Consider the following 23,977-nt stretch of genomic DNA (forward strand, 5'->3'; position numbering starts at 1 on the left):
ACAGTGGATACAACCCCGAAAACAACACGGAGTATCTGCCTTGACCGCCCAAAATCCGTCGCACTCCCACTTGCAACCCCACCCGCAATCACTTCACACATTCAGTGACGACCTGCTTGGCCGGCACGACGCCACCGCGCTGGCCGAACTGATTCACAACGGCGACGTATCAGTCGGCGAAGTCCTCCAGGCCACCCTGGCCCGGGCGCAACTGGCCGAACCCTTTATCCATGGTTTGGTCGGCCCCATCCCAGATGGCTGTGAGGACATGATCACGCATGAAACTTCGGCTGAAAAAACGGCGCCAGGCATCTTTTCGGGCGTACCCACGGTAATCAAGGACAATACCGAGGTAAAAGGGTTCTCCACCTCCCATGGCACCGCTGCCATCGACGCCCACCCAGCCGGCACAACCAGCCCTTTCGCCCGCCAATTGCTGGCCCAGGGTCTGGTGTGTTTTGGTAAAAGCACGCTGCCTGAGTTCGGTTTCAACGCCACCACGGAACCCGCCCATGGCATCCCGACTCGCAACCCCTGGCATCTTCAATATTCCACTGGTGCTTCATCGGGAGGTTCCGCAGCGCTGGTTGCCGCGGGTGTTATCCCCATCGCACATGCCAACGATGGCGGCGGCTCCATCCGCATTCCGGCGGCCTGTTGCGGGTTGGTGGGGTTAAAACCAACACGGGGGCGGCTGATCGATAACGATGCGGCTAAAACACTCCCCATCAATATCGTCAGTGATGGTGTGGTAACGCGCACGGTCAGGGATACCGCCAACTTCTATTACGGCGCGGAACGCTTTTTCCGGAACCCGAAACTCCCGGCCATAGGAAAGGTGGAGCGCCCCGCCACACGCTCACTCCGTATTGGCCTTGTGACCGACTCTATCAACGGTCACGCCACGGATAGTCAAACCCGCGCAGCCGTTGAAAATACAGCACAACTTCTGGATAAGCTTGGCCACAAGGTGGAACCGGTAGGCGTTCCCGTTGCCTCATCTTTCCCTGATGATTTTGCGCTCTATTGGGGAATGCTGGCCTTCGGCGTGCGCGCCAATGGCAAGCGGTTGGTTCATCCAAGTTTTGACAAATCACGGCTGGACGGGCTCACCCTTGGGCTGGACAAAGCCTTCCGGAGGCAGTTCTACAAATTACCGGCGGCACTCTGGCGCCTGCACCGGTCGTATCAGGACTACGCCCGCGCCATGGCCAGTTACGACGCCATTCTCACGCCGGTACTCGGTCATACCACGCCCGAGATCGGTTACCTGAGCCCCACGGTTGACTTTGATACCCTGTTCGAGCGCCTGACCCAATACGTAAGCTTTACCCCACTGGCCAACGCCACCGGCGCACCCGCCATCTCATTGCCAGCCAGCCTGAATAGCCAGGGCCTGCCAGTCTCCATTCAACTGATGGGCAAGCACGGGGGTGAGCAGACACTGCTGGAACTGGCGTTCTTGCTGGAGGAAACAATGAATTGGCCCAGGATAGACAGTCAGCCCATCAGGTCATGACAGGTTCCGCTCCCTGAACGGACGGGGGCTCGCAGGCGACGACCTGATTCCGCCCACGCCCCTTGGCCTCGTAGAGAGCCTCATCGGCCCAACTAAAGATGTCTTTGGTGGCATCCGCCTGGCTGGGACAGACGGCACACAAACCGATACTCACCGTCAGGTGCAAGACTTCATCCGACACCCGGAACCCGGTTTCCTCAATCCGGCTCCGGATTTTCTCGGCCACTCTCAGGGCCCCCTCTCTCGGGGTGTCCGGCAACAGAACCACGAACTCTTCGCCGCCGTAGCGGGCAGCCAGATCCTGCGGGCGCGTGACATATTCGCGGATACAGTTGGCCACCATCTGCAGGCAATCGTCGCCGACCAGATGGCCATGTGTGTCGTTGAACTTCTTGAAATGATCGATATCCAGAAGCAACAGTGACAATGGCTGGCTGAATCGATAAGCCTTCACCACCGCCGAGCTGAAGGTACGATCAAAGTGGCCCCGGTTCTTGAGTCCGGTGAGCGCGTCGGTGGCACTGAGCTCGCGCAACTGATTATTGAGGGACTCAAGATCCCGGGTGCGCTCCTGCACTCTCTGTTCAAGTAAGGTATTGGCTTCCTGTTGAATACGAAGGGATTTTTCCTGCGCCATCCTGGCTTTTCGCTCTTCAAGCAACAAGCGCTGCTGGGCCTCGAAAGCACTCTTTTTTTCCCTGTTGAGTCGGTCGGCCAGCGCTACCGACAACAGAATGACGCCTATGGCAGAGCCCACCTGGGTTGCGTTCTCCGTCAGCAGATTGCGTGGTAACACGGTGAACTTGCTTAATGCCAGGACGATCCCCCCGAAGAGCATAAACACCCAGGCCAACGCGTAGTACCTCGCTGCGGGGTCCTTTTTCAGACAACGCACAATGCTGAGCACCAGCATGGTCGTACACCCCAGGAAGGCAAGCAGGATGGTCGGCAGAATCAAAAGTCGATACGGAACCAGCATTCCCGCCATTGCCGTCACACCGGCCATAACGACAATCCCCACCGTCAGCCTGTTGAGAAACGGATGGTTGGCTGGAGTCACGTTGAGAAAGTGAAGACTGAAGGTGCCGCCAAACAGCACGACCAGATTAAGGAACACAGTGATGGCCTGGTCATTCCACCAGGTGGCTTCCGGCCAGAGGTACTGGAATGCAACACCATGCAGGCTCGCCAGAAACAGAGGCATGGCCGCAATATAGCCCACATAGTGCAGAAAGCTCCGTTCGCCAACCGCCATATACACGAACAGGTTATACAGGATCATCACCAGTACAATGCCGTAGTAAATACCCTCGAACAGGCTACGGGCCTGCTCGGCCACGTAGAACGCATCCTGATCCCAAAGGGTCAGGGGCACCTGCATGGAACTGGTGGTATCCACTCGAAGATAGATGGAGAGCTCGTTGTCACCTGAGAGGGAGAACGGGACAAGAAAATTGCGGTGATAGATTGGGCGCTGGTAAAACGGCTGCTTATCACCCAACAACTGGCGCTCAACAAGCTCGCCATCTTCGAGCAGATAGACCTCAACATGGTCCAACACCGGATACCCGATTTCCAGGAACAGGGACGCCGTACCAGACCCGGGGTTGCGAATATTGACCCGGAACCAGTAAACCTCGTCGCCGTACCCCAGACTAACGCTGTCTTTACCGTTTGGCTGCCATTCATGCTCAGGGAGCTGCCTCACCGAATTCAGGGAAACGGCACCATCAGGTTCCTCCCAGTACTCCACATACCTGGGAAGCTCAAGCCGCTTGGAATAACCGTCCCAAACTGCCGGCCCCGCTGAAACCAGGGCAGGCAGCGCAAACAGCATAGTAACGAATAGAATCTGCATCAGACTCTTTTTCAAAAACACTCCCGGCTCCAGAGAGACCATATATTTGTTGGCTTTTCTGCCTCCAGCATAATCCAGAAATCGGGATTCCGCCGCAGGCGCCTTTAAAATGACTCAATCAGACAACAAAACCTGACAAACTGCCGCATTTCCGAACGCTCGTGCCGCCCCACGTCCCACTCATACGACTTCGAAGTGGACAGTATCGGAGCCCGATGCCAGTATGAGAAGGTCGGTAAATGGCAACTGCTGGCGCAAACACGACCAATCGCCACTCTTTGTCGTAAACCTACTATCGTTCCCAGAACTGACAGCCAGAGACTATGCACGATACGGACACCTTCGTGACCTTTCACAAGGCACTGACGGAACTCAGCCACAGTCCAGCGTTTATCGACAAGAAACGCCCGCAAAAACTCGCTGACCTGACGGCGCTCTGTGCGAGGCTGCTCGAGGTCGAACGGGTCAGTGTCTGGCGGTTTCCAGAGGAACGTGATCGCATCGAATCCGAGTGGCTCCATACTGCGGACTCAGCCACTGGTGACAAATCCAGCCTGTATCAATCCGGCAATCCGGAGTACTTCGCGGCCCTGGAAACCGAACGCGTGCTGTCCGTCCGAGACGCCCAGAATGATCCCCGTACCCAGGCATTCGCGCCAGACTACCTTATACCCTTGAACATCCTGTCAATGCTCGATGCACCGGTATTTGATGGTGCTCGACTCAGTGGCGTTGTTTGCCTGGAATCAACGCACCAGCGCAACTGGACCTTGCCGGAAATATCCTTCGTCATCGCGATTGCCGATACCATCAGCCTGATCAATACCCACGAAGCCTGGCTCCACTCGCAACGCGCACTCGAGTACGTCACCCGTTACGATTCACTGACCGGGCTATCAAACATCGAATCCCTGCGAGACCGTATCGGCCACCTTGCCAGTAAAATAGAACGGAGAGGGCTCGGTAGCCTGGCGTTGATATGGATTGATGTGGACCGCCTGAAATCCATCAACGATGGACTGGGTCCGCAGGTGGGTGACAACGTTATTGCTGAAGTCGGTCGCCGCCTGAAAAAGCTCTCCGTTCCGGGCAAGGACGTACTGGCCAGAATTGGGGGCGATGAGTACGCCCTCATCGTTCGAAACCACACCATGCGAGACTCTCTGGAACTGACGGCTTCGCGTATACGACAGGAAATCAACAAGCCCATCCGTCTCAATGGTCACTCCATCACCGTTGGCGCGAGCCTGGGTATCTGCCACTTGCCCGGAGACTGTGAAACCACCGAAGAGCTGTTGCGTGGTGCCGAAGCCGCCATGTACAACGCGAAACAACGAGGCCGGGACCAAGCCTGCTTCTTTGACTCCAGCATCCAGGTCACGGCCCGTTCCCGATTTGTCCTGGAAAATGAGTTGCGGGCCGCCATCAGCAACCACACCCTGGAAGTGTTCTATCAGCCCATCTTGAGCGCCGCCGAGTTGAAACTGGAATCCCTGGAAGCCCTGGTACGTTGGCAACACCCCCAACGTGGCTGGCTGTCACCCATCGAGTTCCTGGGTATAGCCAGAAGCGGTGGCCTGATGTATGCGATGGGGGAGTGCGTGCTTCGCCGCGTATGCGAACACTGGCAGCAGGCCCACAACCAGGGCATTACACTGCCAGAGATTTCCGTCAACCTGGCGGCCGAGCAGGTATCGATACCGGAACTTCCCAGCCTGGTCCGGGAAACCTGCCATGAATACGACGTGCCGGTCAGCGCGCTGCATTTCGAGGTAACCGAGGATTCCATTCAAGGGGATTTCAGCTCACTGAACAGCATCCTGGAAGAGCTGGTCGCCGATGGTGCAAGCCTGTCCATAGACGACTTCGGAACCGGCTACTCCTCACTCTCCCGCCTCAAAAGTCTGCCCTTCTCGCGGATCAAGATTGACCGTTCCTTCATCAGCCAACTGCCAGACGACGAGGACGACTGCGCCATTACCCTCTCGATCATTGGCCTGGCACGGGGACTTGGGCTATCAGTCGTCGCTGAGGGCGTTGAAACCAAAGCCCATGAGCAGTGGCTTGTCGAGCAGGGCTGTGACTATCTGCAAGGTTATCTATACAGCAAACCTCTGCCATTCAACGCCCTCATGGACAAGTTTTTCCCACTGCCCTGACGATCAGGACGATATGTTATTCACTCCCGGAGGAATCCGCAGCAACCGGTTTTATTTTCCGCCCTATTTTGTCACCCAAAACCAGCAACGCCGGCGTCAGCAACAGCGTGAGCACCGTTGCAAATGCCAACCCGCCCGCAATGGCGCTGGATAGCTGGGTCCACCACTGGGTGGACGGAGCACCGATACCGAGCGAGGGGGTCAGGAGATCCACATTTACCCCCAGCACCATTGGCATCAACCCGAGTATGGTGGTGATGGCGGTCAGCAACACCGGTCGCAGGCGCAGGCATCCGGTTTCCAGCGCGGCGTCGAATGCTGCCATACCGCTTTGGCGCATCTGGTTGTAGGTGTCGATCAGAATGATGTTGTTGTTCACCACGATGCCCGCAAGAGCAATGATGCCCATGCCTACCATCACTATTCCGAACGACTGCCCATTCAGCAGTAGGCCCAATAACACGCCCGCCGTTGAAAGCACAATGGCCGAAAGAATGAGCATGGTCTGGTAGAGGGAATTGAACTGGGTCACAAGGATCAACAGCATCAGGGCAATCGCGACCAGAAACGCGGATGCGAGGAAATTAGAGGCCTGCTGCTGATCCTCATTCTCGCCAGCAAATCGCACGGAAACCCCCTCGGGCGTTTCAGGCATTTGCTGTTGCAGCGTCATCAGCAGCTCGTCCGCACGGCGACCAGGCTCTATGTCGGACTTGATCGTAATGGTGCGCTGTCCATCCACGCGGGTAATGCTGCCAATCTTGTCGCCGGGAGCCAGCTCAACGAACTCCGAGAGTGGCACCTGCCCGCGGCTGGTGTTAATTGTCTGGCGCTGGAATTGGTCCAGCTCGCGCCAGTTATTAGGCACTCTCACGGCGATATCGACTTCGTCGCGCACGTCCTCAGGGCGATAGGTGGCGAGCACCAGGCCGTTGGTGATCAGTCGCACCGCACTGCCAACACTGAGCACGTCCGAGCCAAATCGGGCAGCGGCTGAGCGGTCAACATTCAGGCGCCATTCGATGCCCGGGAGGCTGCGATCGTCTTCGACATCCACAAAGCCATCGATGCCCGACATCCGTTCCCGAACAAGAGCGACATACCGTTCCAGTTGGTCCCCGTCCATACTGCTGACCATAAGCTCAATGGGCTTGCCGTCCGCGGGGCCGCCCTCCTGCTTGCGAAACTCCAGTTCAATGCCGGGAATGTCCGCTGTGAGTGAGCGAAAATCTTCCAGTATCTGTGTCGCTGGTCGGCGCTCAAACCAGTCTGTGAACTGGAACTGCAGCACACCGATGACGTCCGGCGCCATCTGGTTTCCGGGGTTGATCATTGAGCGGGCATAAAGGGCTTTCACCTCCGGCATTCCCTGTAAACGCTGCTCGACCTGCCGAACGATAGCATCGCGTTCCTGCACCGAGAGATCCCCTCTGGCCCTGATATGTACCTGCGCTGAATCCGGCTCCACGCTCGGGAAAAACTCCACACCATGGTTGAACTTGCCATAAGCCGCATAGATCACCACAACGACACCAAGTACGCCAAGAAGTGTAAAACCGGGCTTTGCCAATAGTCGCCCGAGAACGCCACGATAGACGTCCGTCATGCGGCCACTGATTGCGGCCTGGGGACGGCGCTTGCCGCCACTGATGCTGCCAAGGACCGGCAAAAACACGAGAGCCATCGCTAACGAGGCAGTCAGACAGATGATGACGGTGGTGGGCAAAAAGCTCATGAATTCACCGACCACACCCGGCCAGAACAACAGCGGGATAAAAACCGCCAGCGTGGTGGCAGTTGACGCAATAATGGGCCAGGCCATGCGGCTGGCTGCCTCTCCCCAAGCAGTCTTCACGCTCTGGCCCTCGGAGAGGTTCCTGTCAGCAAGCTCTGACACCACGATGGCGCCATCCACCAGCATTCCCGCCACCAGTATGAGGCTGAACAGAACCACAATATTCAGGGTGAAGCCCATGCCCCAGATCACCAGGATACCGGTCAGGAACGCACCGGGAATAGTGAGCCCCACCAACAGGGCAGAACGGGGGCCCATGGCGGCAATGATCAGAACGATCACCAGTACGATGGCGGTCAACACATTGTTGAGCAGGTCGCTGAGGATGTCCCGAACCTCACCGGACTGGTCCATGATGTAGCGAACCTCGAGCTCGTCGGGCATTTGCGGCCCAGCGCTTTCAATCAGCGCTTTCACCTTTTCCACGGTTTCGATGATGTTGGCGCCGGTCCTCTTGGATATTTCCAGCACCAGCGCCGGCTCGCCATTGATCCTGGCGAACCCTCTCGGATCCTTAAACGTGCGTTGCAGCATCGCCACGTCGCCAAAGGTCACAACCGTGTCACCGCCCACCTTGACCGGCATGGCCATGACATCTTCCACAGACTCGATAACGCCCGGAACCTTCATGGTCATGCGACCGGCACCGGTATCCAGACTTCCGGCAGCGACCAGTTGATTGTTGCGCGTGACCAACGTCGCCAGCTGATCAAAGTCGACGCCGTAGCTTTCAAGCACCTGGGGATCGACAACGATCTCAAGGAGGTCTTCCCTGTCACCGCCGATGTCCACTTCCAGCACTTCCGGAATGCCTTCGATGGCGTCCTGCAAACGCCGGGCAACAGTCACCAGTTCGCGTTCGGAAAGAGGCCCGGAGAGACCAACCGACATGACCGGAAACAGGGCCACGTTAATTTCATTAACCCGCGGTTCGTCAGCTTCCTGGGGTAGCTTGCTGCGGGCAGTGTCGACTTTTTCACGAACGTCCTGAAGCGCAATGTCCGGGTCAAACCCGGCATCAAATTCCAGCATCACCGAGGCATGGCCCTCCGAGGCGGTACCTCGCATTTCCTTGACGCCCTCCAGAGAGCGCAACTCCTGCTCCATGGGCCGGATAAGCAGGCGTTCACCGTCTTCCGGGCTGATTCCCTCCAGTGTCATTGACACATAGATCATGGGAATGGTGATGTCCGGGTTCGCTTCTTTGGGAATGGTCTGAAAAGCAGCAATTCCGCCCAGAATCAGGAACGCCAGTGTCAGCAGTGTGGTCCGGCTGCGGTCGAGAGCGGCGAAAATCAAGGTTCGCATATCGGTCAGCCCCGGTCCGAATCGCGATCAACCGGGCGGACCTGCTGCCCGATGGATACAAAACCCGCTCCCCGGGTAATCAACCGGATTTCATCCGGCAGCCCAGTGACCCAGGCGCCGTCCGTGGTGACGTTTAGTAGTTTGACCGTGGTAAACACCACTTCGTTATTGTCACCCACATAGCGAACACCGGGCCGGCCATCATCCCCAAGACTGAGATAGGCCGGCGAAATGAACATCGCCTCCACTTCTGGCAAGGCAATACGCAACGTGGCACTGCCGCCGGCAACCCGCTTTCGTTCCGGGTTGTCTATGGACACTTCCACTGGGAAACTGCGGGTGTCCGGGTCTGCGGCACTGGCCACGAAATTCACCACGCCTTGCAGGCTGTCGCCATCCAACGTGCGAATGGTCACGGCCTGCCCCTCTTCGACGGCACCCACTGACTGCTGCGGAATTTGCCCTGTCGCTTTCAGCCGATCAACGCGCACCAGCTCCAACAGTGGTGACCCGACCTGAACAAGATCACCAAGATCGACATCCCGTCGATTCACTGTGCCGTCAAAAGGCGCGCGTGGCTCCAGGTTGTCAACGGCAAGACGTGCCTGAGCAAGTTCCGCCCTGGCCGCGGACAGCTCACTTTGCAGGGTCAACACTTCGGATTCGGATGTGAGATTCCGGGAGCGGAGCTTCTGGGCCGCCGACAGATCAGCCTCCAGTTTGCGAATGCGGGATTGCCATTGGTCCACCGACGTACGTCGGCCATCCTCGGAAAGGCGAAGCAGGACATCCCCTTTCTCAACCCGGGCTCCCTGCTCCACCATCAGCTCTTCCACCGTACCGGCTACCCGAGCGCCAACTGACACGGTTCGCCAGGGCTCCAACTGCCCCTGCAGCATTAACCCGGGTTCGTAAAGCCTGGTTCTCAGGACATCCACCTGAACAGAAGGCGCGGAGACGGACTCCTCAGGTGTATCCTCTGGCGCCTCGTCCCGCGCTTCCTTGACGTCACCGGTTGCCATCCATACCACCAGTAAAGTCAGTACCAGAAAGGACAATCCGATAGATCCCAGTTTTGCTTTGGTCATTGATCGCTCGCAGTTACATTCGGGTGATGTCGGTTTACAGTCCAGGCACTCGTTTCAGAAACTGTCAGAAAACGGTTGCATCCGGTTGTTTTCGTGGGGTAGATTCTACACATAAATTTCTCACAGATTCAGAGCAGATACTGATTTTATGAATCTCAACGCAGTGGTTGTCCTTGTGAAGCTAGTCCTGGTGGTCGTGGTACCGTCCGGGGGCTTCTGCGTGGACATGCGAGTGAGATAGAAACAGACTCGACAAACACACGAAAGCCCCCGGCACCGAAAGGTCCCGGGGGCTTTTTTTTGCAGCAGGAAAAAGGGATAACGACCATGAACGGCGCACAGCACATTCTTGACGCGTTCCATCGCCACAACATCAGCACGGTTTTCGGGTATCCGGGCGGCTGCATCATGCCGCTATACGATGCGCTGGTGGACGATGTCGGCGTGGAACACGTGCTGTGCCGCCATGAGCAGGCCTGCGCCCTGGCCGCCGACGGCTACGCCCGCGCAAGCGGCAAGCTCGGCGTATGTATTGCCACCTCCGGGCCAGGCGCCACCAACCTGATCACCGGCGTTGCCAACGCTCACCGGGATTCCATCCCCATGCTGGTCATTACCGGCCAGGTGCCCTCCGGCCTGATCGGTACCGACGCCTTCCAGGAAACCGACGTATTGGGCATGACGTTGGGCATCGTTAAACACAGCTACCTGGTTGACGATGCAGACAGCCTGCCCGCGATCATGGAAGAGGCCATGGAACTGGCTCAAAGCGGCCGGCCGGGACCTGTGTGGATTGATATTCCCAAGGACTTGCTGTTGGCTGACGTCAGCGATACTCCCTTCCCCCGGTCCGAGCCACGGGAAGTCAGTTCCCCGGACCTGACCGAAGCTCTCACCATGCTGCGGGCCGCCCGCAAACCCATACTTTACAGCGGCGGCGGCATCAGCCTGGCCCATGCTGAAGATCGCTTTCGCACGTTTGCTGAATCCGCCTCCCTGCCAGCGGTGGTAACGCTCAAAGGCATCGGTAACCCTGGAAAACACAACCCTTACAACCTGGGCATGTTGGGCATGCACGGTTCCCGGGCGGCCAATAAAGCAGTGGATGAATGCGACCTGCTGCTGGTTATCGGTGCCCGCCTGGACGATCGCGCTACCGGCAAACTCGATGGCTTCGCGCCCAATGCAAAGATGATCCACATTGACGCCGACGCCGCCGAGATCAACAAACTGCGCCCAACCGAACTGGCTATTCGCGGGGATCTGAATGGCATCCTCGAAGCATTGACCAACGCTTTGCAGGATAAGCCGCTGGACATTGGAGACTGGCAGAAACAGTGCCGAACCTGGTACACCACCGGCGGCTTCCACGCCGCCGACAACGAAGAACCCCTGGCGCCGATCACCGGCCCGGCCTTTGTTCGCCAACTCTCCCGAATTGCCCCGGACAATACCGTTATAGCGTGCGACGTTGGTCAGCACCAGATGTGGGTGGCCCAGCACTACGACTTTGATCACCCTCGCCACCATCTCACCAGCGGCGGCCTGGGCACTATGGGCTATGGCCTGCCCGCCGCCATCGGTGCCCAGTTTGCCGACCGCAAGAGCACGGTGATCAACGTAACGGGCGACGGCTCGTTCATGATGAACGCCCAGGAGTTGGCCACTATCCGCCGCTATAACTTGCCGGTGAAGTTAATCGTAATGGACAACCAATGCCTGGGCATGGTGCGCCAGCAACAGGAGCTGTTTTATGGCAACCGGGAAAGCCAGATCAATCTGGATGACAACCCGGACTTTGTTGCAATGGCTCGCGCCTTTGACATCCCGGCGTTGCATATCAACCGCACTGACCAGATCCGCCGCGGCATCGAAACCATCCTGGCCTACAACGGCCCGATGCTGTTGCACGTGGCCATCAGTCGTGAGGATAACGTCTGGCCCATCGTCAAACCCGGCGCCAGCAACCGCGAAATGATCGACGAAACCCGACGCACCAACAAAAAGGAACACGTTGCATGAAACCGCAAAGCCAGCCGTCAACACCAAACTACAAAATCAGTTGCCGCATGTCGCAGGAAGCGGCCGCCCTGGAGCGCCTTTGCCAGGTGATTCGTATTCGCGGGTTTCGGATTGCAACAATGGCGGTGGAATCCGCCGGGGAGCATCTCGATATCACCCTGACCCTGGAGGGAACCCGGCCGATTGCCATGCTCCAGTCGCAACTGGAGAAGTTGCATACTGTGGCGGAGGTTGCCCTTGGTCAGGTTTCGGGGGTTCGGGTTCAGACTGCCTGAAGTTTGGGAGTTGCCTTCTGTTCGTAGCCTGCAGGTTTTGGGGGGGCGGGCTTGCGGGGTGATATCTGTATTTTTCTTGAAAAAGAACTCGCTTCGCTCAGACATCTTTTTCTGGCGAAAAACCCAGATACCACCCCGCGCCGAGTTGACCACGGCGGGAAAGCCGATCACCAAGCCTTATAAGGCAGGAACTTACCGTTCATGGTAACCACAACCCGGTCACCCTTGGGGTTCTCCTCCTTGTCCACGTGCATGGTGAAGTCGATGGCGCTCATGATGCCGTCACCGAATTTTTCGTGGATGAGCTCTTTCAGGGTGTCACCATACACACCGACCACCTCATAGAGACGGTAGATCAGCGGATCCTGGGGAACGGCGCCGTCCCAGGCCTTTTTCGGGCAAACCTGCAGGGCTTCGGCAACTACCTTGTCGAGGCCAAGGGTTTCGCACACCGCGAACGCCTTATCCTCGGTCATGCTGTTCATGCCCAGGCAGGCGGAGGTTGTAAACACCGGCGACAGACCAATGGCTTCGGAAAGAGCTTCCCAAGAAACGCCCTTGGTGGCTTTTGCTTCCAGGATTTTTGCAGTCATCAGTTCTTTGCTGATCATGATCATTTCCACTTGTGACACCTTTTTCTGTTGGGCATTGCCTGCCGCTTATCAGGCAGATCATAGGGGCCACGCTTAGGTTTGATCACTTTGAAGCCAATTCCACAAAACACCATGTCACCACGGTGGATATCCCCAAACTGGTGCTTGTCGCACCTTTCTGGTGCGCTTTTGGGTGCTCACTCTGTCGGATGCTTACCAATCACGGGCCCACATCATAACCAGAGCAGTGTTTGTGCCAGGTTCCGACATCAACCCGGCTGGTTTTCGTCCACGCGTGCGCTGGTAAGGATGTGAGTAAGCCCCCCACAGTCCACCATCGGGTCATCGCAGTTAATAATGATATCCGCCCGGTTAAGCACGTAGCTCTTGCCGGTAATAGTATTCTCGACCACTTGGTGTTTCCCTTCCTGGCGCACGCCAGTGAACTCACCGATAAATCCGGTTTCACGGAGCGAGACGGTTTCCAGGCGATCGCCCGGGCTGAGTTTGCCCTCGTAATTCATTAACGCAAGCCGCGCTGAAGTACCCGTGCCCGTGGTGCTGCGGCAGATGACTCCAGGATGCACATAGGTGGCCGACCGTGAACGATACGAATGGTCAGACAATTGTTCCACAGGGCCCATGAAGTGGAGGAAGGGCAGAGGCCCAACATCACCCAGCGTGTAGTGGGAGAAGCCCCGCTCTGCCTGGATGGCCTCAACTATCTGATAGGCACACTCGCTGAGTTTGCGCTCTTCATCCAGAGTCAGGGAAAACCCCAGACTTGTCGCGTCCACCAGGGCGTAAAAACCACCGCTGTAGGCCACGCTGTAGGTTATATCGCCGATCGAGGGCACGTGAATGCTGGCCTGGTAGGTGTCGATGTAACTGGGCAGCCCGCCACAGGTAATGGCTTCCACAACCCCATCCCTTACAAGGGCGTCGATGTGGACCAGGCCCGCAGGTGCTTCCAGAGCAAAGCTCTGCCACCCTTCTCGCTTGGCAACGATGCCACTCTCCAGAACGGCTGTGGCAGTGCAGATGGTGTTGGAGCCCGAGTAGATCGGGTATCCCATTACTTCCATGATGATATAACCGGCGACTGCTTCGGGGTCCGTGGCGGGCACCAGCAGGTCCACGGACATTTCCGGAATACCGTAGGGCTCTTCCAGTAGTAACGTGCGAAGCCCATCCGCCTTGTCCCGCAGGTATTCCATCTGGGCGCGCACGGTGTCCCCAGGAAGCGGGCAGATCCCGCCAGTCACAATCCGGCTGACATCGCCGCCGGCGTGGGTGTCCATCAGTTGCAGTTTGAGTTCAGGACGCATCAGGACTTCTCCAAGGCAAACGGGGCGCCATGCTCGGCCCATTGGGTATCCGGGACGATTACGATTTTGCCCAGGTAGTTGCTGTTGCGATTGACGAAGTAGCGTTCGGCTTCGTGTAACTCTGAAAGCCTGAAAGCGGCGTGAAGTACCGGCTTCAACTGACCACTGCGAATCCAGGCCACCAGTTGTTCCGCTTCTTCACGGGTGCCGTGTGACACGCCGAACACCTGCACCTGATACAGATAAATCCGGGTCCACATGATTTCGCTGACGTTCCCGGCGCTGGCGCCGGCGATGCTGAGCCTTGGATAATCCCGGCGGCTTTTCATGTCGAAGATCATGGTGTCGATAAACTGATCGGTCATCTCGCCACCGGCCAGGTCCATCACAGCGTCTATCGGCCGACCACCCGTGACGGACCGAACCTTATCCGTGAAGTTATCCATCTCGGAACGGTCCAGCACGGCTTCGGCACCCAGCTTGAGCAACGGGTCTGCTTTGTCACGCTGGCTCAGCGCATAGGGAATCGCCCCCATGATGCGGCAAAGCTGGATAAGGGCGGTGCCAACGCCACCACTGGCACCAGTCACGAGAATGTGCTCACCTGCTTTTACCCGTGCGGATGTGAGCATGTGCAAAGCCGTCTGGTAGGAGCACATGCCCATGGCGGCGAGTTCGGCATCGGCCAGATCGGCATTCTCGACATGGTGGAACTGGTCGGAAGGCACGGCGATATATTCCGCGAAACCACCATCGGCGCCATGGCCGTAGTAGTCCGGGGTCAGGTTGATATCCCGACGGTCGTCGGCGTACAGATTGAAGTCAAGCAGGCCCCGCTGGCCTATCCGTGTTTCGTCCACTCCCTGCCCTACAGCGACAACACGCCCAACAACGTCCGCGCCTTGAACTCTTGGGAACGTCAGCGTGGCTGAGCCTCCCATCTGGAAGGAGGTTACGTCGCCCTTATCCTTGGTGGGGTACAGGCCCTCCCGGGCTTTGCGGTCGGTGTTGTTCTTGGCGGTAGCAGTGACCTGGACCAGCACCTCTCCCGTTCCCGGGGTGGGGGTGGGCACGTCTGTGGTGTATTCCAGTTTCTCGACGCCACCGTGGCCGGTGAGCAGCATGGCTTTCATGGTCTTCGGGATCATGGGCGTTCTGCTCCTGCTTTGCTGGATATCAGGTCAGGATAGGCCAGATTCATACCTGTGTCAGGGCCCCCTGACAGCTTTTACCGCGCAATAACCCTGTAGATCGGCTGCAGTTTCGGGATCTGCTTGAGGACCACCTGAATGATGGTCATCAGCGGGACCGCCAGCAGCACACCCACCGGGCCCCACAACCAGCCCCAGAAGAAGATGGACACAAAGATGACCACGGGGTTGATGGCCATTCGGAAGCCATGGATCCAGGGTTCGATGAAAAAACCGACGGTGGAGGTCAGTGCCAGGTAGCCAAGCGGTGCGATGGCCATTGTCCAGAGTGTGTCGAGGCTGGTGGCGGACACAACCGCAAGCAGGATGATGGTCAGGATGACCCCCAGATAGGGGATGAACCTGGCCAGTCCGGCGACGAGCCCCCACACGGCTGGGTCCGGAAGCCCCACTGCCCAGCAGATAAGCCCGGTGGTGATACCGACCAGCAGGTTGCTGAGGCTGAGTACCGCCAGATACTGGGCGATCTGCTGCTGGGAATCGCGGGCAATCTGGAGCACGTTGCGGCGCTGTCGCTTGGGGAGCTGCCGTACGAAGTTGAGGATGATGCGGTCACCACCCACCAGCAGGAAATAGGTCAAGGCCAGCGCAAGTGCAAGGCCGGCCGCACCGTTACGGGCCTTGGTCAATAGCTGGTTGCGCCACGAGTCGGTTTTCAGTACGACGGTGTTGGTTGTGGTCTTCTCGTCCTTGGACAGTTCGTCCATGGACTCTTCCACTTTCTTTGCCGATTCGTTGACCTTGTCAATCTGGTTTTTAATGCCGCTCTCACCCATGAGCAGTCGGGAGATTCCCTGCGGTGCCTGCTGCGCCCACTCCAGGGCCGGAGTTGCAACGGCGGCCCCGACCCCCGCCAGACCAGCGATCACCACAATCATCAACACCAAGGAACTGAGCGCCCTTGGAATCCCGGCTTTGTCATAGGCTTTTTTAACAAGGGGAAACAGCAACAGGCTGGTCAAAACCGCCAGGACAATGGGCAACACGATCTGGTGGGCGACATAGAGGGTATAGAGTATCCCGAGGGCAAAGAGGCCATTCAGTGGTGTCGCGAGATCTGAGCGTGCGGGTTGTTCGTTATCGTTATCCATGCGAGTCCATGCACCTTGTCGGGCTGTATTTGGGGGTATGATACCTGATAACCACGAGCCTCAGTGTACCTGTCGCTCGGCTACCATTCAGCCCTTTTGGGCCAACGCCTGGTCATTGCCAGCACGTCACTTTTTTTGTAACACATAACCGGATACCCTGTTGAAAACAGTCTCTGAAGAGTTCATACATGGCGAACTACAAGATTGAAATTGATGAAACCTTTGATGTGCCGCGCAATCGGGTGTTTGCAGTGTTTGCGGATCATGAGCGCTTCGGGAAGTTGCTGGGAGCACCGGTGAAGCGCATTCGCGACAGCGACCAGGCTGACCCCAACGGCCTTGGCTCCATCCGCAAGATCGGCATCGGCCCCATCGGCCTCGAAGAGACCGTCATTACCTTCGAGCCCGGGGTACTCATTGAATACACGATTTCCAGCATGAGTCCCATCCGCAACCATCTCGGCCGTATCCGCTTCGACGATGCCGCCAACGGTAGAACTCGCGTCCAGTACACCATTTCCTTTGACGACATCGTGCCCTTTACCGGCAAACTGGTCAGCTCCGCGCTCGACCAGGGCATCCGCAAGGGCATTCGCCGGGTGCCCAAGTTGGCCTGAACAGCAATAGAATGCATTGATGGGGAGTATTTGGCAGGGAAGTAACGATCAATCTGCGGTTGCAGCGCGCTCCCGCCAATGGCTGGCAAGTTGTGGGTCTGCCTGGGTCCCTGTACCCGCTTCGTAGGCCTTTGCCACTTCGTACATGCTAAGCTTGTCGCCAGCTTCCGCTGCCCTCAGATACCACTTGAACGCCTTAGAGTTGCTCTGTGCCGTACCTTGCCCGGCAGCGTACATATTGGCCAGATTGTACATACCCTGCTGACTGCCCGCTTCGGCAAGTGCCTGATAGCGCTCGAACGCCAAGTCGTACTGTCCCATTTTGTAGACGGCATAGGCTTCCAGAACCTTGATCATTTCGCGGGCCACGTCCATCTGCTGATCCGGCTCGGCGCTGTTTCCGACCGTCGGCGCTCCGGTGAAAAGCAGCAGACTCACGGCAGCAATGAGCGATGTTCGGGCTGATCTCATGGCAATCTCCGCGTTCGGTAACATTGACAGTGTCTCGACCCTAACACGCAGCCCCTCGACAGTACCTGACCGAAAAGTTCTGGAATCCTGGCACTTTGGTACCATGGCCGGACCATTGGCGAGCTTGCAAATAAGGCTGTCGCCAGCCTGTCTAGTCGAGTAAAATCCGCACTTTTAAAAATGAAATTGAGGCAGCGTAATGGGCAGAGCCTATCAGAATCGCAAAGACTCCATGGCCAAAACGGCCGCCGCCAAAACCAAGGTCTACAGCAAGTACGGCCGCGAAATCTATGTATGCGCCAAGTCCGGCGGCCCGGACCCGGATGCCAACCTCAGCCTGCGTGGCCTGATCGACCGTGCCAAGAAAGATCAGGTACCCGCGCACGTCATTGAGAAGGCCATCGAGAAAGCTCGAGGTGGCGCTGGTGAGGATTTTTCCCCTGCCCGCTATGAAGGTTTCGGCCCTGGCAACTGCATGGCCATCGTGGATTGCCTGACCGACAATCCTAACCGTACCTTCGGTGACGTGCGCCTGGCGTTCACCAAAACCAAATGCAAGATCGGCACCCAGGGCAGCGTCAGCCATATGTTCGATCACTGCGCCATTCTGGGTTTCAAGGGCGACGACGAGGAAGCGGCCCTGGAAGCACTGATGATGGCGGATGTGGATGTCACCGACATTGAGCACGAAGAGGGTATGATTACTGTATTCGCGCCCCACACCGAATACGCCAAGGCGCGACAGGCACTGCAGGAAGCGTTTGAAGGCCTGGAGTTTGAAGTGGACGAGATCCAGTTCCTGCCCCAGACCACCACCACTGTCGAAGGCGACGACATCGAGCTGTTCGAGAAGTTCATGGACATGCTGAACGACCTCGACGATGTCCAGAACGTCTACCACAACGCAGTTATCGCAGACTGACGGGAGCAACACCTTGGCCAGGGTCGTCATACTCAAAACAGGTAATACCTACCCGTCCCTTCTGGAGTCATTTGGGGATTTCGATAGCTGGTTTTTGGCCAGGCTGGCTCCGGAGCTCGACCTTCACGTGGTCGATGTCACGGTTGACGATCTGCCGGGCAAACCCGGGGATTGGGACGGGATCGTGGTGACGGGATCACCGGCCATGGTCAGCGACCGGGCGCCCTGGAGTGAGAACACTGGCGCGTGGCTGGCTGAGGCTGTGGCGGAGGAGGTGCCAGTTCTGGGTGTCTGTTATGGCCATCAGCTGCTGGCCCACGCTCTGGGTGGTGAAGCTGGCTACCATCCACGTGGCCGGGAAACCGGCACCCATCAGGTAGAGTTGCTTGACGCTGCAATGGATGATCCTTTGTTTGAGGGATTGCCCCAAACATTCCCGGCGCAATTGACGCATCGGCAGTCCGTTCTCCGGCTACCGGAGAACGCCGTTCTCCTGGGCCGAAACGATTTCGAACCGCACCAGGCCTTTCGTGTGGGGCGCTGTGCCTGGGGTATACAGTTCCACCCGGAATTCTCAGCAGAGGTGATGCGCGCCTATCTCAAGGTGCAGGCACCCGACTTGGAAAAGGAAGGGCTGGATGCCAAGGCATTGATCGAGAACGTGCTCGACGCGCCGAATGCCACGTCCCTGCTCGGTCGGTTCTCCCAACTGGTTCTGAACGGCCAGCCGAAAGACCCTACAGACCACTAGTCCAGTATGTAGGCAGTTTTCTCCAGCGCATTTTCCTCTTCGTCAATGAAGCGGAATTCGTTCCAGCCAATGCGAACCAGGTCGTTACTGTTCAGGCGCTGGCGTCGGTCAATCCGCAGTTCGTTCACAAACGTCCCGTTGGTGCTGTTCTGGTCGGTGATGTAATAGTCCACCGTACCTTCCAGATAGGCATTGGGCACTGCCTCGATCAACGCATGATGGCCGCTGACTGAAATCTCGTCGATGCGGATATCGTTATCGCCACGCCTGCCGACATGAATCTCCGGCTGATCCAGCTCAAAAGTGGTCACCACAACGTTGTCCACCAGTTGGGAAAGTGACGCCATACAGGCCTCCTCCATTAATTAAGAATCAACAGTACAACGGATACATTGTCGGCCGCCTCGTTATCCAGGCTCGCATCCACCAACGCCCGGACCTTATCGTCGGGCGTTTCACACGCAGACATCAGCGACAGCCATTGGTCCTCCGGCAAAGCGCCCGTAAGGCCATCGGAACATAACAACAGGGAATCTCCAGCCACCATCCGTACACGGCGAAAGCTGGCAATGGCCGCGGAGGCGCCAAGCGCCCGTGTCAGCACATTACGGAAAGGTACGTGGGGCACGTCATCAGGGCGGATGCTGCCATCATCCAGCATGTTCTGTACCACGGTGTCGTCGCGGGTCTGGCATGCGAGCTCTTGCCCTTGAACGAGATAGCAGCGGGAATCCCCCAGGTGGGCAACGTGAGCCTCACCGTCAATCACCCAGGCCATGACCAGCGTGGTCCCCATTTTGGCGAGGTCCGCATCGGTAGCCCTTCGATCGGCAATTCGCTCGCTGGCCAGGTTGATCGCAAACTGTATGGCGTCGTCCGGCTCCTCCGGCATTCCCTCATCCGGCGACAACCAGGGCACCAGCACTTCCATCACCGTATCCACGGCTATGCGGCTGGCCACTTCCCCGCCGTGGTAACCGCCCATGCCATCGGCAACCACAAGCAGCACCTGCCGATTATCCTCACTGACCCGCCAATCAATAGCGTCCTGATTGGCTTTACGCAACGCACCTACATCCGTTATGCCAGCCACCTGGGGGTTCATCAGGATGCTTCCTCCCTTGCCTCACGGCTCGCCTGTCTTCGCAACGCTTCTGCCATGGTAGCGGCACTCAGGAAGCGCTTGTCAGGCTCCCGTTGTATGGCTTTGTTAATTAGACGGACAACACCGCTGGGGAGTTCCGGGTTGAACTCGCGGACACTCCGCGGGCGCTTGTTCAGAATCTGGTAGGTCAGGTTGGCCAGGGTGTCACCCTGATAGGGTGTCTCCCCGCACACCAGTTTGTACAGCGTGATTCCCAGACTGTAGGTATCGGTGGCGCCAGTCACTTTCTGCCCCTTGAGCTGCTCCGGTGACATATACAGTGGGCTTCCCATGACACTGCCGGTGCGTGTCCGGGAATCGTCCGAGATCTTGGCTATGCCGAAATCAGTAATCTTGATCTCACCGTTGTCCGGATTGAAAATGATGTTACCCGGCTTGATATCGCGATGGATGATCTTCTGGCGATGCGCGTAATCGAGGGCATCCGCCACCCGGGCGATGATATCCAGCACCTTCGTCAGCGGCAGCAACCGCCCCGGCTTGCCAAACTCACTGAGCGGCCTGCCCTTGGCGTAATCCATGGCGATAAACGCAAGGTCGGCCTCTTCCCCGACATCATACACAGTGACAATTGCCGGATGGCTGAGGCGGCCCGCCGCCTCGGCTTCCCGAAAGAAACGTGATTTCAGGTCCCTCAGCTCGTTGTCCTCAAAAGCCTGGTAACTGAGGGTCTTGATCGCCACGGTACGGGCTATCTTGGGGTCCTTTCCGAGATAGACCACACCCATGGCACCACGCCCTATCTCACGCTCGATTTCGTAGCGGCCCAGGGTGGGACGGCTGACGCTCTGTTCGGGCATGACCAGAGTTCGCGTATTGTCAAAACCACCGGGAGAAACAACGGTCGCCTCGGTGGTCAGGCTACCGAGTGCCGCCAGGCGTTTTCCCGCGTCCCGGTACTTTCGCTTCTGCTGAAGAATCTGCTGGTAGGTGGCTGAAGCGCGGTCGTACTGCCGTTTGCGCTCCTGCTGAATGGCTATGTCGTATTGCAGTGCCAGGGTGTCTTCGGTGGGTGGGCATTCAGCCAACACCTCCAGCGCCTCATCGGACTGCCCCTGTTGCAGCAAAAGGCGACCAAGACGGGTGCGGGCTACGCGGACATTCTCCGACAATGCGACAATATCCCGCCTCGGTTGCAACCAGAACAGCATGATGACGTAACCAACCAACAGCAGGGTGACCACTTCCCCCAATGGCAACCAGGCGCTCTGATAGAACATGAACGCCGCTTGCAGAACCACCAGCGCCCCGGCAATCAGCAACAGCACCGGCAGCGCGACCGCACCGCCCATTCTTGGAACGGCGAGCACCAGGATAAGTGTCGACGCCATCAACCCGGCGCGAATCGTCAGCGCAGACCACTCAGGCTCCACGAGACCCCGCGCCTGCAGCGCCGTTGCGAAGGCGTCCGGTGTCATGTCCACAACCCGAACCGCATCCCCAATACCTTCAGGGTTGCCAAGAGCGCTGAACAGCACCCGATCCAACCACCCAAGCAGTGGCAACGCGTCACCCACAAACACACAAGCCAATGCCAGCACAACAATGAGCAGGCGCAGACTGAACAGACGGGAACCAATAAAAGCCAGTGAATTCACAGGAATCGTTATCGTAAATGATTGATCCAGCAAGTTTAGAAAGTGAACGCCGGCAGCGATAGTTCAAGAAGGACGTTTTTTGTAAGTGTTTGTTTACCTGGGACCAGGATCACGTCGCGACCATTATTACCCCAGGATGACAAGGGTGTAAGGACGACACAGGTTCCGGTGCAGTATAGTTTCGTCTTTGGACCCTTTCCGTCAGGAAGTACGACGATGACAGTGAAGTTACTGATCGGTTTGGTTATTCTGACCGTCATAACAACCGGTTTTTACCACACATTGAAGCCCCTGCCACCCGGGATAGGTTACGAGGGCAAGGCCCATCCTTTGACCGATGCCAGGCTACTCACCGACAGAACCCTGCATTTCGGCAACGAGGAACCACGGCTGGACCAGGAAATTTTCGACGAGGCCCTCAATATGATTTCGGGAGCCCGCCGTTTCGTTCTGGTGGACATGTTTCTCTTCAACGGCACCCGCGAGGAAGGCAGCCGGCAGCGGCCATTGGCACAGGAACTGACCGACGCCTTGCTCAAGCAAAAGAAGACGAACCCGGATCTGCGTGTTGTCGTTATTTCCGACCCCATAAACACTGTGTACGGCGGTACGGTTTCGCCCTATTTCAAGCAACTCAGGCAGGCAGGCATTCCGGTAATAGAAACCAGATTGGAGCGCCTTCGTGACAGCAACCCCACCTGGTCCGGCTTGTGGCGCTTCTGTTGTCAGTGGATGGGCAACTCGGCGACCGGTGGCTGGCTACCGAACGCACTCGGTGAGCAGCCGGTTACCCTGCGCAGCTACCTGGCACTCCCCAACTTCAAGGCCAATCACCGGAAAGTATTGATCACCGACAACGCTGAAGGCTTTCACGCCCTGGTGACCTCTGCCAATCCACACGATGGGAGCAGCCGGCACAGCAACATAGGCCTGCGATTCGGAGGGCCAGCCGTGGCCGATTTGCTGCTCAGTGAGCGTGCCGTCCTGGCCATGTCCGGTGCAGACACCGAGGTGGTGGACGAAATGATCAGCAGCTTGCCTCAAGCCGCGGCCGGCATCGGCTCGGTCGGTACCATCCAGGTCGTCACAGAATCGGCCATACGGACAACCGCCAGCGACCTCATTAGCACTGCAAAGAAGGGCGATAGACTGGACCTCGCCATGTTCTACCTGTCACACCGAACGTTGCTGAAGGAACTGAAAAAAGCCCACGATCGCGGTGTCGAAGTTCGGATACTACTGGACGCCAACAACGATGCCTTCGGCATGGAAAAAAGCGGCATACCGAACCGACAGGCGGCCATGGAGCTCAATGGCGCCGGCATCACGGTACGTTGGTGTAACACCGAAGGTGAACAGTGCCACAGTAAATTACTGATCAGGCGCGACACCCAAGGCAACGCTCAACTGCTGCTCGGCTCGGCCAATTTCACCCGCCGCAACCTCGACGACCTGAACCTTGAAACCAGCGTGCTCGTGCGCTCCGACGTACACTCTGAGATCGTGCGCAAAGCGACTGGCTTCTTCAGTGAGCAATGGGAGCACGGCCCGGGTGAAACACCGGTAATGAGCCTGCCCTACAATGCCTGGGCCGATGAATCCAGGATACGGTATTGGCAATACAGATTGATGGAGGCCACGGGACTGTCCACATTTTAGGCGTCCTTCGCCATAAGGAACCTGAAACCCCGAAAACGCGTGCTACTATTAGGTCAGCTTGAATGTCGGGTGTAGCAGTCGGCTATATCGCAGGCAGCAACCGGAAAGACCGCTTCTTGAACGAAAATAACAGGAGAGTGTAATGCAAACCCTGAGAAACCATCTGCGGTACGTATCGTTTGTCATGGCCATCATGATGGCTTTCGGCTCCGTTTGGGCATCCTCCGCCTCAGCGGGAATGGTTGGAACCGATGAGCTGCTGACCGAGCAACGCACCGACCTGGACCGCCAGTCACTGCTCAACATGCTTGAGCGGGATGAAGTAAAGGAAAAGCTGGCAGAAATGGGCGTCAGTCAGGAACAGGTTGAACAGCGCATCCAGAACCTGACGCCGGAGGAATTGTCATCCTTTGAGCAACAACTGGCAGAGGCTCCCGTTGGTGAGGGCGTTGTCGGGATCATTGTTCTGTTCCTTCTGGTGTTCATCATCACCGACATGCTGTGCGCGACCAATATCTTCCCGTTCATCAACTGTATCCGGTAGCGC

20 protein-coding genes are annotated in these 23,977 nt (G+C 57.5%); 9 read left to right on the forward strand and 11 right to left on the reverse strand.

The window, feature by feature from the left end; genetic code table 11:
- Positions 1-40: 40 nt before the first annotated feature.
- Positions 41-1,519, forward strand: coding sequence for an amidase (locus MDG893_RS01270; RefSeq protein WP_244264361.1), 1,479 nt, complete (start codon positions 41-43; stop codon positions 1,517-1,519).
- Here the strand turns inward: MDG893_RS01270 and MDG893_RS01275 are convergent.
- Complete coding sequence (locus MDG893_RS01275) at positions 1,509-3,398, reverse strand: sensor domain-containing diguanylate cyclase (RefSeq protein WP_425268446.1); 1,890 nt, start codon at positions 3,396-3,398, stop codon at positions 1,509-1,511. The genes MDG893_RS01270 and MDG893_RS01275 overlap by 11 nt on opposite strands.
- Positions 3,399-3,721: 323 nt before the next feature.
- On the opposite strand from MDG893_RS01275, the gene MDG893_RS01280 reads away from it, so the two are divergent.
- The gene (locus MDG893_RS01280) at positions 3,722-5,536 is read left to right on the forward strand and encodes a putative bifunctional diguanylate cyclase/phosphodiesterase (protein WP_244264363.1); all 1,815 of its coding nucleotides are present in this window, start codon (positions 3,722-3,724) and stop codon (positions 5,534-5,536) included.
- Positions 5,537-5,552: 16 nt separating this feature from the next.
- Here the strand turns inward: MDG893_RS01280 and MDG893_RS01285 are convergent, their stop codons facing one another.
- Together MDG893_RS01285 and MDG893_RS01290 are read right to left on the reverse strand one after the other, a co-directional pair.
- A complete protein-coding gene (locus tag MDG893_RS01285; RefSeq protein ID WP_007151895.1) occupies positions 5,553-8,639 on the reverse strand; it encodes an efflux RND transporter permease subunit in 3,087 nt (1,028 codons plus the stop codon).
- 5 nt (positions 8,640-8,644) lie between these two features.
- Positions 8,645-9,727: an efflux RND transporter periplasmic adaptor subunit gene (locus MDG893_RS01290; protein WP_007151896.1), complete on the reverse strand. Its 1,083-nt coding sequence runs from the start codon at positions 9,725-9,727 to the stop codon at positions 8,645-8,647.
- Positions 9,728-10,054: 327 nt separating this feature from the next.
- Here MDG893_RS01290 and ilvG point away from each other — a divergent pair, with 327 nt between their 5' ends.
- Together ilvG and MDG893_RS01300 are read left to right on the forward strand one after the other, a co-directional pair.
- Positions 10,055-11,749, forward strand: a complete 1,695-nt coding sequence (gene ilvG / locus MDG893_RS01295; protein ID WP_007151897.1) for an acetolactate synthase 2 catalytic subunit — start codon at positions 10,055-10,057, stop codon at positions 11,747-11,749.
- Complete coding sequence (locus tag MDG893_RS01300; protein WP_007151898.1) at positions 11,746-12,024, forward strand: ACT domain-containing protein; 279 nt, start codon at positions 11,746-11,748, stop codon at positions 12,022-12,024. Before ilvG ends, MDG893_RS01300 begins: the two co-directional genes overlap by 4 nt.
- A gap of 167 nt (positions 12,025-12,191) precedes the next feature.
- Here the strand turns inward: MDG893_RS01300 and cynS are convergent, their stop codons facing one another.
- From cynS to MDG893_RS01320, 4 genes are all read right to left on the reverse strand, one after another.
- Positions 12,192-12,635: a cyanase gene (gene cynS, locus MDG893_RS01305; RefSeq protein ID WP_040474192.1), complete on the reverse strand. Its 444-nt coding sequence runs from the start codon at positions 12,633-12,635 to the stop codon at positions 12,192-12,194.
- Between the two features lie 251 nt (positions 12,636-12,886).
- Positions 12,887-13,945, reverse strand: a complete 1,059-nt coding sequence (locus MDG893_RS01310; RefSeq protein ID WP_007151900.1) for a proline racemase family protein — start codon at positions 13,943-13,945, stop codon at positions 12,887-12,889.
- Positions 13,945-15,093, reverse strand: coding sequence for a zinc-binding dehydrogenase (locus tag MDG893_RS01315; RefSeq protein WP_007151901.1), 1,149 nt, complete (start codon positions 15,091-15,093; stop codon positions 13,945-13,947). Before MDG893_RS01315 ends, MDG893_RS01310 begins: the two co-directional genes overlap by 1 nt.
- A gap of 80 nt (positions 15,094-15,173) precedes the next feature.
- On the reverse strand, positions 15,174-16,247 hold the full coding sequence (locus MDG893_RS01320; protein WP_007151902.1) for an AI-2E family transporter: 1,074 nt from the start codon (positions 16,245-16,247) through the stop codon (positions 15,174-15,176).
- Between the two features lie 188 nt (positions 16,248-16,435).
- On the opposite strand from MDG893_RS01320, the gene MDG893_RS01325 reads away from it, so the two are divergent.
- Entirely contained in the window at positions 16,436-16,864 is a 429-nt protein-coding gene (locus tag MDG893_RS01325) for an SRPBCC family protein (RefSeq protein ID WP_007151903.1), read from the forward strand.
- Between the two features lie 48 nt (positions 16,865-16,912).
- Here MDG893_RS01325 and MDG893_RS01330 read toward each other — a convergent pair whose 3' ends face one another.
- On the reverse strand, positions 16,913-17,335 hold the full coding sequence (locus MDG893_RS01330; RefSeq protein ID WP_157132721.1) for a tetratricopeptide repeat protein: 423 nt from the start codon (positions 17,333-17,335) through the stop codon (positions 16,913-16,915).
- A 199-nt stretch (positions 17,336-17,534) separates the two neighbouring features.
- Here MDG893_RS01330 and MDG893_RS01335 point away from each other — a divergent pair, with 199 nt between their 5' ends.
- Both MDG893_RS01335 and MDG893_RS01340 read left to right on the forward strand, forming a co-directional pair.
- Positions 17,535-18,257: a YebC/PmpR family DNA-binding transcriptional regulator gene (locus MDG893_RS01335; RefSeq protein ID WP_007151905.1), complete on the forward strand. Its 723-nt coding sequence runs from the start codon at positions 17,535-17,537 to the stop codon at positions 18,255-18,257.
- A gap of 13 nt (positions 18,258-18,270) precedes the next feature.
- Positions 18,271-19,008 (forward strand): glutamine amidotransferase, encoded by a 738-nt coding sequence (locus MDG893_RS01340; RefSeq protein ID WP_007151906.1) that lies wholly within the window; start codon positions 18,271-18,273, stop codon positions 19,006-19,008.
- Here MDG893_RS01340 and MDG893_RS01345 read toward each other — a convergent pair.
- The 3 genes from MDG893_RS01345 to MDG893_RS01355 are packed head-to-tail and all read right to left on the reverse strand — an operon-like array spanning position 19,005 to position 21,771.
- Entirely contained in the window at positions 19,005-19,355 is a 351-nt protein-coding gene (locus MDG893_RS01345) for an FHA domain-containing protein (protein WP_007151907.1), read from the reverse strand. The two genes, MDG893_RS01340 and MDG893_RS01345, sit on opposite strands and share 4 nt — an antisense overlap.
- Before the next feature lie 14 nt (positions 19,356-19,369).
- On the reverse strand, positions 19,370-20,113 hold the full coding sequence (locus MDG893_RS01350; RefSeq protein WP_007151908.1) for a PP2C family protein-serine/threonine phosphatase: 744 nt from the start codon (positions 20,111-20,113) through the stop codon (positions 19,370-19,372).
- A complete protein-coding gene (locus MDG893_RS01355) occupies positions 20,113-21,771 on the reverse strand; it encodes a serine/threonine-protein kinase (RefSeq protein WP_007151909.1) in 1,659 nt (552 codons plus the stop codon). The genes MDG893_RS01350 and MDG893_RS01355 overlap by 1 nt, the downstream gene beginning before the upstream one ends.
- Before the next feature lie 216 nt (positions 21,772-21,987).
- Between MDG893_RS01355 and MDG893_RS01360 the strand changes: the two genes are divergently transcribed.
- On the forward strand, positions 21,988-23,430 hold the full coding sequence (locus MDG893_RS01360) for a phospholipase D family protein (protein WP_007151910.1): 1,443 nt from the start codon (positions 21,988-21,990) through the stop codon (positions 23,428-23,430).
- Positions 23,431-23,572: 142 nt separating this feature from the next.
- Positions 23,573-23,974 (forward strand): PA2779 family protein, encoded by a 402-nt coding sequence (locus MDG893_RS01365; RefSeq protein ID WP_007151911.1) that lies wholly within the window; start codon positions 23,573-23,575, stop codon positions 23,972-23,974.
- Positions 23,975-23,977 lie beyond the last annotated feature (3 nt).

Source organism: Marinobacter algicola DG893, from assembly GCF_000170835.1.
In the GTDB taxonomy this organism is placed as follows: domain Bacteria; phylum Pseudomonadota; class Gammaproteobacteria; order Pseudomonadales; family Oleiphilaceae; genus Marinobacter; species Marinobacter algicola.